The 13,337-nt window shown below is 78.3% G+C and carries 13 protein-coding genes; 2 read left to right on the top strand and 11 right to left on the bottom strand.

What is annotated here, in order from left to right; genetic code table 11:
- Positions 1 to 9 precede the first annotated feature (9 nt).
- From ACYVQV_RS12680 to ACYVQV_RS12670, 3 genes are all read right to left on the bottom strand, one after another.
- Positions 10 to 873, bottom strand: a complete 864-nt coding sequence (locus ACYVQV_RS12680; protein WP_461023662.1) for a SigB/SigF/SigG family RNA polymerase sigma factor — start codon at positions 871 to 873, stop codon at positions 10 to 12.
- Positions 870 to 2,012 (bottom strand): glycosyltransferase family protein, encoded by a 1,143-nt coding sequence (locus ACYVQV_RS12675; RefSeq protein WP_461023661.1) that lies wholly within the window; start codon positions 2,010 to 2,012, stop codon positions 870 to 872. Before ACYVQV_RS12675 ends, ACYVQV_RS12680 begins: the two co-directional genes overlap by 4 nt.
- Before the next feature lie 179 nt (positions 2,013 to 2,191).
- The gene (locus ACYVQV_RS12670; protein ID WP_461023660.1) at positions 2,192 to 2,518 is read right to left on the bottom strand and encodes a hypothetical protein; all 327 of its coding nucleotides are present in this window, start codon (positions 2,516 to 2,518) and stop codon (positions 2,192 to 2,194) included.
- 302 nt (positions 2,519 to 2,820) lie between these two features.
- On the opposite strand from ACYVQV_RS12670, the gene ACYVQV_RS12665 reads away from it, so the two are divergent.
- Together ACYVQV_RS12665 and ACYVQV_RS12660 are read left to right on the top strand one after the other, a co-directional pair.
- A complete protein-coding gene (locus tag ACYVQV_RS12665; protein WP_461023659.1) occupies positions 2,821 to 3,765 on the top strand; it encodes a glycosyltransferase family 2 protein in 945 nt (314 codons plus the stop codon).
- Complete coding sequence (locus ACYVQV_RS12660) at positions 3,762 to 4,856, top strand: UDP-glucuronic acid decarboxylase family protein (RefSeq protein WP_461023658.1); 1,095 nt, start codon at positions 3,762 to 3,764, stop codon at positions 4,854 to 4,856. The genes ACYVQV_RS12665 and ACYVQV_RS12660 overlap by 4 nt, the downstream gene beginning before the upstream one ends.
- A gap of 95 nt (positions 4,857 to 4,951) precedes the next feature.
- Here the strand turns inward: ACYVQV_RS12660 and ACYVQV_RS12655 are convergent, their stop codons facing one another.
- From ACYVQV_RS12655 to ACYVQV_RS12620, 8 genes are all read right to left on the bottom strand, one after another.
- The gene (locus ACYVQV_RS12655) at positions 4,952 to 6,058 is read right to left on the bottom strand and encodes a glycosyltransferase family 9 protein (RefSeq protein WP_461023657.1); all 1,107 of its coding nucleotides are present in this window, start codon (positions 6,056 to 6,058) and stop codon (positions 4,952 to 4,954) included.
- Complete coding sequence (locus ACYVQV_RS12650) at positions 6,055 to 6,783, bottom strand: SDR family oxidoreductase (RefSeq protein WP_461023656.1); 729 nt, start codon at positions 6,781 to 6,783, stop codon at positions 6,055 to 6,057. The genes ACYVQV_RS12655 and ACYVQV_RS12650 overlap by 4 nt, the downstream gene beginning before the upstream one ends.
- On the bottom strand, positions 6,780 to 8,444 hold the full coding sequence (locus tag ACYVQV_RS12645; protein ID WP_461023655.1) for a PfkB family carbohydrate kinase: 1,665 nt from the start codon (positions 8,442 to 8,444) through the stop codon (positions 6,780 to 6,782). The genes ACYVQV_RS12650 and ACYVQV_RS12645 overlap by 4 nt, the downstream gene beginning before the upstream one ends.
- Positions 8,441 to 9,094 (bottom strand): D-sedoheptulose-7-phosphate isomerase, encoded by a 654-nt coding sequence (locus ACYVQV_RS12640; protein WP_461023747.1) that lies wholly within the window; start codon positions 9,092 to 9,094, stop codon positions 8,441 to 8,443. Before ACYVQV_RS12640 ends, ACYVQV_RS12645 begins: the two co-directional genes overlap by 4 nt.
- A gap of 65 nt (positions 9,095 to 9,159) precedes the next feature.
- Positions 9,160 to 10,404 carry a glycosyltransferase gene (locus ACYVQV_RS12635; protein ID WP_461023654.1) on the bottom strand — a complete coding sequence of 415 codons (1,245 nt, stop codon included), beginning with the start codon at positions 10,402 to 10,404 and terminating at the stop codon, positions 9,160 to 9,162.
- A complete protein-coding gene (locus ACYVQV_RS12630) occupies positions 10,401 to 11,360 on the bottom strand; it encodes a glycosyltransferase (RefSeq protein ID WP_461023653.1) in 960 nt (319 codons plus the stop codon). Before ACYVQV_RS12630 ends, ACYVQV_RS12635 begins: the two co-directional genes overlap by 4 nt.
- Entirely contained in the window at positions 11,357 to 12,538 is a 1,182-nt protein-coding gene (locus tag ACYVQV_RS12625; protein WP_461023652.1) for a glycosyltransferase family 9 protein, read from the bottom strand. Before ACYVQV_RS12625 ends, ACYVQV_RS12630 begins: the two co-directional genes overlap by 4 nt.
- The coding region (locus tag ACYVQV_RS12620) for a D-glycero-alpha-D-manno-heptose-1,7-bisphosphate 7-phosphatase (protein ID WP_461023651.1) at positions 12,535 to 13,337 on the bottom strand (803 nt) is incomplete at its 5' end. The genes ACYVQV_RS12620 and ACYVQV_RS12625, both read right to left, overlap by 4 nt.

Genomic DNA, 13,337 nt, shown 5'->3' with positions numbered 1-13,337 from the left:
GCGGTCCGGTCAGCCGGCGAGCAGCTGACGGCGCAGGACCGTCAGGGACTTGCTGATGATCCGGGAGACCTGCATCTGCGTGACGCCGATGTCCTCGGCGATCTCGCTCTGGGTCAGGCCCCGGTAGAACCGCAGCGCCAGCACGTGCCGGTCCCGTGGGGGCAGCGCGGCGAGCAGCGGTGCGAGCGCCACCCGGTCCTCGACGCCGTCCAGGTCGTCGTCCGGCTCCGGCAGCGTGTCCCCCAGCGAGACGTCGTCCCGGCGACCCACGGGCGCGTCCAGGGAGTCCGAGCTGTACGCGGACGCCGCGACCAGCGCCTCGGTGACCTGCTCCGGCGTGCTGGCCGCGCGCTCGGCGATCTCCCGGACGGTGGGGGCGCGGCCGAGGGTCTGCGTCAGCTCCTGCACCACCTGCCCGACGGTGCTCCGCAGCTCCTGCACGCGGCGCGGCGGGCGCACGTCCCACCCGCGGTCGCGGAACCAGCGGCGCACCTCGCCGCTGATGCTCGGGGTGGCGTAGCCGAGGAAGTCCGACGGGTGCTCGGCGTCGAAGCCGTCGACCGCCTTGACCAGTCCGAGGTAGGCCACCTGCACCAGGTCGTCCAACGACTCTCCCCGGTCGCGGTACCGCACGGCGATGGAGCGGGCGACCGGCATCGCCGCGCGCACCGCCTCCTCCCGCAGCCTGCGGGCACGACCGGGGTCACCGCAGCGGGCCGCCTCCCGCAGCAGCCGGTCCGGGACCGAGTGCTCGAGCGCCTGCCGGTCGGACTCCTCGTCCGGGACGTCGGCGAGACCGCCGGGGCCGCTCGCGGCCCCCCGCACGACGACGTCGTCGGACGGGCCGGTCGCCGTTCCCGCGCCGCGGCTCACGACGCCACGCCCACGAGCGCGTGGTCACCGGGCAGGAGCCGCGGAAGACCGTTCGCCGACGCCTCGGACCCGCCGTCGTGGAGCCGCAGCACCAGACCGGCTCGGCGGCGGGGGCACAGCACCGCGCGGGCCCGGTCCGCGCCCGCCTCCCCGTAGGCCTCCAACCGGAACGGGTCGTCGAGCAGGGGGCCGAGCACGCGCGCCCACTCCCGCGCACCGTGGCCGTCGACGAGGCGCCCGGTGACGCCGTCCACGAGGACCTCCGGCCGCGGGCCGGTCGCCGGCGCGACGACCGCCCGCCGGTGCGTCATGGCCGCCACGACCCCGTGGGAGCCCTCGTCCTCGCAGCCCGCGTCGACGACGAGGTCCGCCTCCGCCAGCGAGCGGCCGTCGAGCGGGGCGACACGCAGCCGCGCGCCTGGCGGTCGGCACGCCTCCGGCAGACCTGCGAGCGCCTCCTCCACCCCCCGGCGGAACGCGGCGCCGGACCCGGCGGGCACGCCGACGACGACGTCCACGTGCACCAGCGGGCGGAGCGCCGCGAGCACGTCCGCTCCCGCGCTCCCCCGGCCGAGGGCGCCGACGAGCAGCACCCGCCGACCGTGACCGGCCGGTGCCCACGCGTCCGCGTCCGCCGCCGCGGCGACGGGCATGGCGCGGACGGCCCGCGCCGGGTCGACGCCGTGCGCCACCGCCCGCTCCCGGGCCCAGCCCGAGTCGGTGACGACGACCTGCGCCGTCCGCGCTGCCGCCCACAGCAGCCGGCCACAGCGTCGGTCCGCACGGTCGGCGGACGGCGGCGGACCGTCGCCGACGTGCGCCACGACCGTCGTCCCGGGCGGCGCGCAGGCGGCGGTGGCCGCGAGGACGGCCCCGCAGCCCACGGCGTGGACGACGGGCACGTCGCCGCCTCCGCGCGGTCCGCCGGACCGGTCCAGCGCGGCACGGACCTGGCGGACCGCGGCGGGCAGCCACTGCTCGACGTCGTCCCCGCCGACCGGCACGGGGACGTCGACGACGTCGCCACCCGTGGCCTCGTCGAGGGCCGCCAGCAGGGCGGCGTGGGCGGAGTGGTCGTCCTGCCCGTCCCGCCCTCGGGGCCGGACGAGCAGGAGGGAGTGTGCGAGGGGTGCGCTCACGGTGCGACGTCCTGACGGTGGTCGGAGCGGCCGTGTTCTCGACCCGTGCGGGGCCCGGGGACCCCACCCCTCGGTTCTACTCGCGGTCCCGCGGGCCCGCACCTCGACCGCCGCGGCCAGCCGCAGCCCCGGCCGCCGCGCCCGCCGCAGCGCTGCGGCGACCCTGCCCGGCCCCCGGCTCAGCCGGTGGACCGCGGCTGGGCCGGGTTCGTGGGGACCCCCTGGCTCGGCGGGTTGACGACCGGCCCCTGCGTCTCGGGACCGACCGCGGAGCCGCCCTCGGGCGGCGGCGGTGTCGGTGCCTGGCTGCTGCCGCCGGTCGGCTCGGCGCCCTCGTCGAGCTCGCGCAGCCGCGCCTCCAGCACCTGCAGCACCGCGGGGCGGTTCGCGTGCTGGCGCTCGTGCTCGACCGTCGCCTCGACGTCGGGTCGTTCCAGGGTCCGGATCCGGTGGGTGACCTCCCCGAGCGCGAGGTGGTCCAGGTCGGGAAGCGGCTGACCGTCCACGTGTCCTCCTCCGTCGTGCGAGCCGTGCGGGTGCGTGCGACGCGGGCCCGGGGTGCCGGCGCCGGTACGCGCAGGCCGTACCCCGTCGGCAGCGCCGCACACCCTCCGTGCCCGTGTGCAGGGCAGCGCGTCACCGTGCGTGTCGGACCCCGCCGTCCGAGCGCCCGTCCGAGCGGGCAGGCATCCGAGTCACGGGACGGGGTACGGGGCGCCACGCGGCGTCGTCCAGGCGCCGGGACGGGAGGCGTGGTGATCGAGGACGGGACGGGCGGCTGCCCCCGCCCGGCGCTCCCGCCGGGCCGGTGAGCCCGCCGCAGGACGGACCCCGGGACCGGCGCATCACCGTCGTCGTCATCACCCGGGACCGCCGCGAGCGGGTGCTGACGACCCTGCCGCGGCTGCTCGGGCTGCGTCCGCGGCCGCGCGTCGTCCTGGTGGACAACGACTCCCGGGACGGGACGGCGGACGCCGTCCGCACGCGGTTCCCCGGCGTCGAGGTCGTGGCCGCCGGGACCAACCTCGGCTCGGCCGGTCGCACCCTCGGTGTGCGCGCGGCGCGGACCCCGTACGTCGCCTTCGCCGACGACGACTCCTGGTGGGCGCCCGGTGCGCTGGACCTGGCGGCCGACGTCCTGGACGCCGTGCCACGCCTGGCCGTGGTCGCCGCGTCGGTGACGGTGCAGCCGCAGGGCGAACCCGACCCGCTGAACACCGTCCTCGCGGAGGGTCGGGCCGGGACCGTGCCGGGCGCCGGTCCGCGCGTCACCGGGTTCGTCGCGTGCGGGGCGGTGGTGCGCCGGGAGGCCTACCTGCAGGCCGGTGGCTTCCACCCGCGCTACGGCGTCGGCGGCGAGGAGCAGCTGCTCGCGGTCGACCTGCTGCGGGCGGGCTGGGACCTGGCCCACGTGCCGGACGTCGTCGCGGAGCACGCGCCCGCGGGCCTGCACCGGCCCGGGCGCTCCCGGACGGCCCTGCGCAACGACCTGTGGACCGCGCTGCTGCGCCGGCCCGCCCGGGTGGCGCTGGCCGGGCTGGTGGACGCCGTGCGCACCGCACCGGGGGACCCCGCGACGCGCGGTGCGCTCAGCGACGTCGTGGCCGCGCTGCCCTGGCTGGTCCGGGACCGCCGACGGCCGGACCCGGACGTCGAGCGGCTGCTGCGCGCGGTCGCCGGCGACGCGGCGGCGCAGGCCGCTGCGCAGGCAGGGCGCATGGAGGCACCCGTACGGGGAAGGAGACGGCCATGACTGACGAGGGGGTCGTGGACGGCGCGGGGCGACGGGCCGACGGGCCCGTCGTGGACCTGCGGGAGGTCGACCTTCAGGACGTCGACCTGCGGGAGGTCGACCTGCGGGACGGCCCGTCGCGGCGGCCGTGGCCGCGCCGGGTGGTGGTGACCGGAGGCGCGGGCTTCCTGGGCAGCCACCTGTGCCAGGCGCTGGTCGAGGGCGGCGCCGAGGTGGTGTCCGTCGACAGCTTCGTCACCGGGTCGCCGGTGAACCTGGCCCCTGTCGCGGCGCACGCGCGGTTCCGCAGCGTGCGCACGGACCTGACCCGTGGCCTGGACGTCGCCGGCCCGGTCGACCTGGTCGTGCACATGGCCTGCCCCGCGTCGCCGGTCGACTACCAGCGGCTGCCGCTGGAGACGCTCGAGGTCGGGTCGGTCGGCACCCGCAACGCCCTGGACCTGGCCCGGCGCAAGGGCGCCCGCTTCGTCCTCACGTCCACCTCCGAGGTGTACGGCGACCCGCAGGTGCACCCGCAGCCGGAGACGTACTGGGGCAACGTGAACCCGGTGGGACCGCGCTCGGTGTACGACGAGGCGAAGCGGTACGCCGAGGCGCTGACGACGGCGTTCCGCTGCACCCACGGCGTGGACACCGGCATCGTGCGGATCTTCAACACGTACGGGCCGCGGATGCGCCCGGACGACGGCCGGGCCATCCCGACCTTCATCCGGCAGGCCTTGGCCGGCGAACCCCTCACCGTGACCGGGGACGGGTCGCAGACCCGCTCCGTCTGCTACGTCGACGACCTGGTCGACGGCCTGCTGAGCATGTGCCGCAGCGACCTGCCAGGTCCGGTGAACCTCGGCAACCCCGACGAGATGAGCGTGCTGCAGATCGCCCTGGACGTCATCGCCGCGACCGGGTCGCGGTCGGGCGTCCTGCACGTCGGCCGGCCCGTCGACGACCCGCAGGTGCGCCGCCCGGACACGACGCGGGCGCGCGAGCTGCTCGGGTGGCAGCCCGTCGTGCCCTGGCAGGAGGGGCTGGAGGCGACCGTGGGGTGGTTCGCGGGCAACGGCCACCGCTACGGGGCCCAGTTCGTCCCCTGACCCCTGCTCACCTCGTGCACCTTTGCTCAGCAGGACGGGGTGATCCAGCCGCGATCACCCCGTCTCGGTGCGCAAACCCCGGTGGGGGGAGCAGGTCAGGTGATGGCGGGGCGCGGCAGGTGGTGCTCGGCTGCTGCGAGCACCTGGTCGACGGTGACCGCGGCGAGGCGCGCGTCGACCGCGTCGGCGTGCGGGTCCCCGGGGCCCCGGCGGTCCTCGAGACCGTCGTCGGGACCGGCGTCGAGGCCGGCGTCGAGGCCGTCGAGGCCGCCGTCGAGGGAGCCCGCGTCCGTGTCACCGCCCCACAGCACCGTGTGCCGGTGCGGGTCGACGGCGGGTCCCCACAGGGCCGGGCTGACGGGCCCGAACAGCACCACGGACGGCGTTCCCGTCGCCGTGGCGACGTGCGCGACACCGGTGTCCCCGCAAAGGACCAGGGCGGCCGAACCCACGACACCGAGCAGCCCCTCCAGGTCCAGGCGGTCGCACAGGTCGCTCGCCCCGGCCGCGGTCAGCGCAGCGCACGCCGCCGCCTCCTGCGCGCCGCTGCCGGTGCAGACCACCGGGTGCCCGGCGTCCACGAGCGCGCGGACGACCTGCTCCCAGCGCTCGACCGGCCAGCGGCGGGAGCCCGCCGCGGCGCCCGGGTGGACGACGACGGCCCCCCGGTGGGTGACCGGCGCCGGGTCGACGGGTAGCCGCAGGTCCTCGCGGCCGCAGGGTCCGCCCGCCCACTCCAGGAGCCGGCACCACCGGTCGACCTCGTGCTCGTCGTCCCGCCACGCCGGCCCGTCGTGGTGACCGGCCGCCGGCTGGTGGAAGGCGACGACCCGCGGGGCGCCGGTGCCGGCTACCAGCCGGTGGCTCTGCGGCCCGCGGCCGTGCAGGTTGACCGCGACGTCCACGGGCCGCAGCGAGCCGTCCGGTCGCACCAGCGGGGGCAGCGCCCGCGGCAGGGTGCGCACGCCGGTGACGTCGAGCACCTCGTCGACGAGCCCGCGCCGGCGCAGCAGGTCGCCCAGCGGCCGCGGGCAGGCCAGCACCACGTGGTGCCCGGGCCAGGCCCGGCGCACGCCGCGCAGGGCCGGGACGGCGGTCAGCAGGTCACCCAGCCCCAGGGCCCGCAGCACCAGGACGACGGGCCGGTCACCGGCAGCGGCGACCGGCCCGCCGTCGCGGCCGGCGCCCGGCCCGGCCGTCACGGCCAGGAGGGCTCGGTCTCGGTGCAGGCGACCAGCTCGCGCAGCTGGGAGCCGCGGGGCTGGGTGAGCGCGGTGACGACGAGGTCGGCGACGACGCCGGGGTCGTTGAGCACGGCGTCCGGACCGGGCTTGTACTGGTCGGGGCGGCCGTCGAAGAAGCGGGTGCTCATCCCCCCGGGCACGAGCAGGGTCACCCCGACCCGGCCGGCCAGCTCGGTGGCGAGCGCCCTGGTGAACCCGACCACGCCGAACTTGCTGGCGCAGTAGGCGGTCGCGTCCCCGACCGCCTTCAGACCGAGGGTGGAGGCGACCGTCACGACGCCGCCGTGGCAGGCGAGCAGGTGCGGCAGGGCCGCGCGCACGACGGCCGCCGTCCCGAGCAGGTTGACCTTGACGACCCGCTCCCACGTCTCGACGGGCACCGTCTCCAGCGGCCCGCACGCGTCGGTGCCGGCGGCGGTGACGACGGCCGTCGGCGGTCCGACGCGCTCGGCGAGCGCGGCCACGGCCCGGGCGGCGTCCCCGGTGTCGGACAGGTCGACGAGCTCGTGCTCGACGTCCTCCTGCGGCGCCTCCAGGTCGAGGACGTAGGCCTGCCCGCCGTGCTTGCGGACGGCCTGGACGACGGCAGCGCCCAACCCGCTGGCCCCGCCGGTGACGTAGACGCGGGCGAGGACGCCGGCCTCGTCCGCGGCGGTGGTGGCGGTCTGGGGGGTGGTGGTCACGGGGTTCCTCCGGTTCGGTGGTCGGGTGCGTGCGGTCGTGCGGGCGCCGGCGGCGGCCCGCTGGTCGGGGACGGTGATGGGGTGCTGGCGGCCCGCGCGAGGATCCGGGTGCTGGACCGGCCGCGCAGGTACGGCAGCAGCGCCACCCGGCCGCCGTGGCGGCGGACGGTCTCGGCCTCCGGCAGCTCGGTCCCGCCGTAGTCGCCGCCCTTGACCCACACGTCGGGACGCAGCCGGTCGAGGACGGCGGTGGGTTCGTCCTCGTCGAAGACGACGACGGCGTCGACGCAGGCGAGCCCGCGCAGCACGCGGGCCCGGTCGGCCTGCGGAACGGCCGGCCGGTCCGGGCCCTTGGCCCGGCGGACCGACGCGTCGGAGTTGAGCAGCACGACGAGCGCGTCCCCGAGACCGCGCGCGGCCTGCAGGCAGGCGACGTGACCGGCGTGCAGGACGTCGAAGCAGCCTCCGGTGGCGACGAGGGTCCGGCCGGGCCGGCGGAGCCTGGCCACGACGGCGTCCACGTCCTCGTGCGCGGCACCGGGCACCTCGGCACCGGGCACCTCGTCACCGGGCACCTCGTCACCGGGCGACTCACCGCCGGGCGACTCACCGCCGGGCGCCTCGACGTCGCGGGACGGAGCACGACCCGGCACCGCCGGACCGCCGGGGCCCGCGTCGTCGACGTCGTGCACGCCGTCGACGTCACGGAACCCCGCGGCTCCCCCGGCCGCCACCCAGGCGCTCGCGTCCCGCACGGCCGCGACGACCGCGTCGGTGACGACGGCGCCGGAGGCCAGGCCGACCGCGACCGTCGCCGCGAACCGGTCCCCCGCGCCACAGGGGTCACCGGAGGCCGCGGCCGGGACCGGCACCCGCAGCGGCTCGCTGCCGGACAGCGAGACGACGGCGCCGGACGCCCCGGTGGTCACGCACACCGCCGTCGCGCGCCAGTGCTCGCGCAAAGCCGCAGCCACCTCGTCCGGCGCGCTCGCGGCGTGCCCGTCGCCGAGCGCGCCGCGGCCCTCGGCGAGGTTCGGGGTGACGACCGTGCACCCCGGCACCGGCAGCGGTCCGCGGGGGTGCGGGTCCCACACGACGAGCCGCCGCCGGCCGGTGGCGGCGCGGCGGGCCAGCAGGTCCCGCAGCGCCGGTTCGGCCGCGGTCCCGGCGCCGTAGTCGGACACCAGGACCACGTCGGCGTCCCGGACCGTCTCGGCGGCCTCCGCAGGCACCCGGCCCGTCGGTGCGGCCGGCCCGCCCTCGTCCAGCCGCAGCAGGGACTGCCCGCCGGCGCGCAGCCGGGTCTTGGTCCGGGTCGGGCCGTCGTGCCCCAGCGCGACGACCCGCACGGCGCCCTCGAGCAGCGCACGCAGGGTCCGCCCGGCGTCGTCGTCCGCCAGCGGGGCGACCAGCGTGACGTCCGCGCCGGACGCGGCGCACAGCAGCGCGGTCAGGCCCGCCGCACCCGGGCTCGACCGGCGGTCGGTCGCGTCGAGGACCGGGACCGGCGCGTCCGGGCAGAGCCGGGTGGCCTCGCCGACGACGTCGACGTCGAGCACGACGTCACCGACCACCGTCACCCGGGGCCGGCGGGCCGGCCCGGTGCCGGTCCGCTCCGAGGCCAAGGACGTCCGCTCGGAGGTCCGGCGCGGGCCGGTCACACCCGCACCTCCCGGACGTCGAGGGTCAGGTCCGCCGTCACCACCGCGTCGTCGGCGGCGGCGGCGTCGGCGTCATCGGCGGCGGCGGCGTCGTCAGCGTCCGCGACGGCCGCGTCGAGCGCGGCGCACAGGGCGTGCACGGCCACGAGCTGGACCTCCTGCACGGCAGCCGTGGACGGGGCGTCGACGGCGAGGACCTCGTCGGCGAGCGCGGCCAGCGGGTTCGGCGCCGGACCGGTCAGCGCCCACACCGTCAGCCCGCCCGCACGACCCCGCTCGGCTGCGGCCAGCACGTTCGGGCTGCGGCCGCTGGTCGACAGCAGGACGAGCACGTCCCCGGGCCGGCCGTGCGCGTCGACCTGGCGCGCGAACACCTCGTCGGCGCCGTAGTCGTTGAGCAGCGCCGTCAGGCTGGAGGTCTCCGAGCACAGGCTCAGCGCCGACAGCGGCCGCCGCTCGCCGCAGAACCTGCCGACGAGCTCGGCGGTGAGGTGCTGCGCCTCCGCGGCGCTGCCGCCGTTGCCCGCGGCCAGCAGACGGCCGCCGCCGCACAGGGTCCGCGCGAGGTGACGTCCCCACGCCTCGACGGTGCCGCGCTGCGCGGTCAGGCTGTCCAGGCCGCGGTGCAGCTCCTCCAGGTGCGGCGCCAGCCAGCCGTTCGGGTCGAGGGCCGGTTCGGGAGCCGGCGCGCGGCGCGGGTGCCCGTTCGGCGCGCTCACAGGGCGCCCACCCGGGTCCGCACCTGCGTGAGGTCGACCCGCCGCGTCATCCCGGCGTACACGCGCTCCGTCGCCTCGGCGACGCGGGCCCAGTCGTAGGTCTCCACCGCGCGCCGCCGGGCCGCCCGCCCCAACCGGGCGGCGAGGCGGGGGTCGTCGAGCACCCTGCGCACGGCCGCGGCGACGGCGAGGGGGTCGCGGGGCGGCACGAGCAGCCCGGTCTCCCCGTCGGCCACCGAGTCGAGCAGGCCGCCGACGGCGCTGCCGACGAGCGGTCGCCCGCACGCCATCGCCTCCAGCGGGACGATCCCGAACGGCTCGTACCAGGGCGTGGTCACGACGACGTCGCAGGAGCGCACGAGGGCCGGGACGTCGTCGTGGCCGACCCGCCCGACGAGCCGGACCCGGTCGGCGACCCGCTCCCGGCGGGCCACGTCCAACAGCCGGCGTCCCTCCGGGTCGTCGGCGACCTCGGCCGCGGCGGGGCCACCGGCGACGACGACCTCGGCGCCCGGCAGGTGCCGCAGCGCCTCGATGACGGTGTCGACGCCCTTGCGCTCGACCATCCGGCCGAGGCACAGCAGCCTGCCGCCGCCGCGGGGCCGGGTCCACGGACCGGGGTCGTCCCCGACGTCGTGCAGCGGGGTGAAGTGCGCGGTGTCGACGCCGCACGGGACGACGTCCACGTGCCCGGTCGCCACGCCGAGGGCGGCGAGCTCGCGCACCTCGTCGGTGCAGGTGGCGACGACCGCGTCGGCGGCCGAGGCGATGCGGCGCTCGACGTCCACCCGGTCCGCCGGGCTGGTGTCGCGGGAGCCCTGGTGGCGGCGCTTGACGACCCCGAGCGCGTGGAACGTCAGCGCGGTCGGGACGCCGACCGACCGGCGGGCCTCCAGGGCCGCGACCCCGGACATCCAGAAGTGCGCGTGGACGACGTCCGGCGGGCGGGCCTGCCACCGGCGCGCGAGCCAGCGGCCGAAGGCCGGCATGTGCGGGGCCAGGTCGTCCTTCGGCAGGTGCTCGGGCGGTCCCGCGGGGACGTGGACGACGTCCACCCCCGGCCTCAGCGCCTCGACCTCGGCGAGCCCGGGCGAGTCCCGGCGGGTCAGGACCTGGACGTCGTGCCCCCGGTCGGCGAGCGCCCCGGCGAGCGACGCGACGTGCACGTTCTGGCCCCCGGCGTCCGCCTCGCCGAGCACGGCCAGGGGGCTGGCGTGCTCGGAGACCATCGCGATCCTCATCGGGTCACTCCTTCCAGCAGGCGGTCCCAGTCGTCCAGGAACCGGTGCAGTCCGTAGCGGTCGAGGGCGTGGGCGCGGGCCGCGTGGCCCACCGCCCGCGCCTCGTCGGGGTCGGCGAGCCAACGCCGCGCGACGGCGAGCAGCTCCTCGGGGTCGCAGGAGAGGACGCCGGCGCCGGGCGGGACGGCGCGCGGCGCCTCGGTGGTGGCCAGGCCCAGCACGGGCATCCCGAGGGTCATCGCCTCGACCAGGGCGAGACCCAGGCTGGTCCAGCGGAACGGGTGCAGGTACGCCCGGCGCCGGGCGAGGGCCGCGTGCATCGCGTGCTGCGGCAGGTCGTCGTGGGTGCGCCCGGCGAGCGCCGGGACGGCGTCCTCGAGCGCTGCCATCCCCATGCCGAAGACGTCGACGGGCACCTGCCGCGCCAGGCCCGCCACGAGGTCGGTGCCGGCGAGGCGGCTGCGCTTGACCGGCTCGTTGACGACGACGGCGAGCGCCTCCAGCTCCCCGGTCCACAGCGGTCCGGGGTCGAGGACGCCGTGCTCGATGACGCTGGTCGGTGCGTCGCCGGCGTCCCAGGCGAGCCGGTTGAAGTGGGTGACGTGGACCAGGTGCGTGCCGGGTCTGTCCGCGACGGGGTGCCGCTGCGCGAACGGGTGCTCGCGGGGGGTGTCGTGCTCGACGTGCACGGCGGGCAGGTCGGCGCCCGGGACCCGACCGGTCCAGTCCCGGACGAGGTCGTGCTCGTGCGGGCGCTGGAGGACGACGACGTCGACCGGCTCGTCCGCGAGCTGCTCCGGGGTGACCTCGCGCACCGAGGCGGGCCAGTCCCAGGTGCGCGCGCGCCCGCGGCCGTCGGGTCCCCGGCCCGGCAGGACGGGGACCAGGTACTCGTGGCCACCCTGGACGAACGAGGTGGCCCAGGAGCCGTGCACGTGCCAGACGAGGATCCTCACGCGCCACCTCCGGTCGGCGTCAGTGCGGCGCTGGCGGTCGCGCCGCGGGGTGGTCTACCGGGTGGGGCGGAGGGCACGGGGGCGGGCGCGAGCCGGTCGACGGCCGCCGCGACGGCGGCGGGGTCGACGCCGGCCAGGCACGGGTGGCCCTCGACCGGGCAGGTGCGGGCCCGGCTGCCCGCGCAGGCCGCGTGCTGGTCGCCGAGGAGCTCGACGGGCACGCACCACGGGGCCCACCGGTCGGCGGGGACGACCGGGGCGAAGAGGCTGACCACGGGGGTGCCGACGGCGGCCGCCAGGTGCGCCGGTCCGGTGTTGACCGCCACGACGCAGTCCGCGCCGGCGAGGACCCCGGCCAGGCGGGGCAGGTCGGTGCACCCGGACAGGTCGGTCACCCCGGGGTGCCCACTCCACGCGGCGGCGTCGGCGCACGCCCGCGCCACCACCGCGCCGACCCGACCGGTGTCGGCCGGGGCGCCGGTGACGACGACGTGCCGGCCCGCCGCGGCGAGGGCGGCCACCACCGCTCCGGCGTGCTCGACGGTGAGTGATCGCGCCGGCACCGACGCCGTCGGGTGCAGCACCACGTACCGCTCGGCCGCGACGAGGTCGCGGTGGTCCGGCAACGGGCGCCGCACCGCGAGGGCGCCGGTGTCGTCCGGCGGCAGGTGACCGCCGGCGGCCCGGGCCAGGTCCAGCGCCGCCTCGACCTCGTGCGCCCCGTCCGGGCGGTGGTGCCGCACGTCGAGCAGGGAGCCGGGGTAGTCCTCGCTGGTCGCGGCGACGAACGGCACAGCGGCCAGCCGCAGCAGCAGCGCGGCGGGCAGCGGGCTCTGGTGGAAGGAGGTGAGGACGACGGCCCGGTCGTACCGCCGGGCCCGGAGGTCCTCGAGGAGACGCTCCGTGGCCGCCGGGTCGACCGGCGGGGGCCGGTACCCGCTCCACGGCGCGTCGAAGACGAGGACGTCCCGCACGGCGGGCAGCAGCCGCGCGGCCGCCTCCCCGGCGGGCGAGACGAGCAGGTCGACGGCGTCCGCGGTCGCGGCCAGGGCGCGGACCGCCGGACCGCTGAGCAGGACGTCGCCGTCGCTGTCGAGGCGGACGACGAGCACCGTCCCGCCGACGGGCTGGCCGCCGGGGTGCTCGGCGCGGCGCGCGCCGGCGTGCTCGGCGGTCACGAGCGCACCTGCGCGGGCGTCTCGACGGGGCGGTCGACGGTGCGGTCGACGGGGCGGTCGACGGGGCGACCCGCGGGCCTCTCGACGTCGTCCGCGGAGCGCTCCCCGGGCGCCAAACCCAGCAGCAGGTCGACCGCGGCCGCGAGGCTGGTCGCCACCTCGGGTGCGGCGGCCACCTCCTCCGGCCGGGTGACGGGCGTGGGGACGAGGACGGGTCGTGCGCCGGCTGCGAGCGCGGCCCGGACGTCGGCACCGATGTCGCCGACCACGGCGCACTCGCTCGGGTGCACCCCGAGCGCCCGGGCGGCCGACTCGACCATCCCCGGGGCGGGCTTGCGGCAGCGGCACCCGTCCTGCGGCGCGTGCGGGCAGACCTGCCAGGTGCCGAACGGGCCGAGCAGGGTCTCGACGCGGGCGTTGACGGCGTCCACCTGGTCGCGGGTGAGCAGGCCGCGCCCGATGCCGGACTGGTTGGTCACCACGCCGACCCGCAGGCCCGCGGCACGCAGCCGGCGGACGGCGGACGCCGCCCCGTCGACGGGGCGCACGAGGTCCGGGTCGCCGTTGTACGGCACGTCGTGCACGAGCGTGCCGTCGCGGTCCAGCAGCACCGCGCGCAGCGGCGGCGGCCACGGGCCCGCACCGCGGTGCCGGACCTCGCCGGCGACCCGGTGCCGGGCGGCGGCGAAGGGCAGCAGGGGCGTGGTCAGCAGCATCCGGCGCCACTCCGCGGCCCCGCCGGGCTGCCACGGCCGCGGACCGGGCGCGAGCCGGCGGACCAGCAGGTCCAGCGTCAGGC

The sequence above is a fragment of the Thalassiella azotivora genome (genome assembly GCF_054781695.1).
This window is presented reverse-complemented; position numbering and strand designations above follow the sequence as displayed.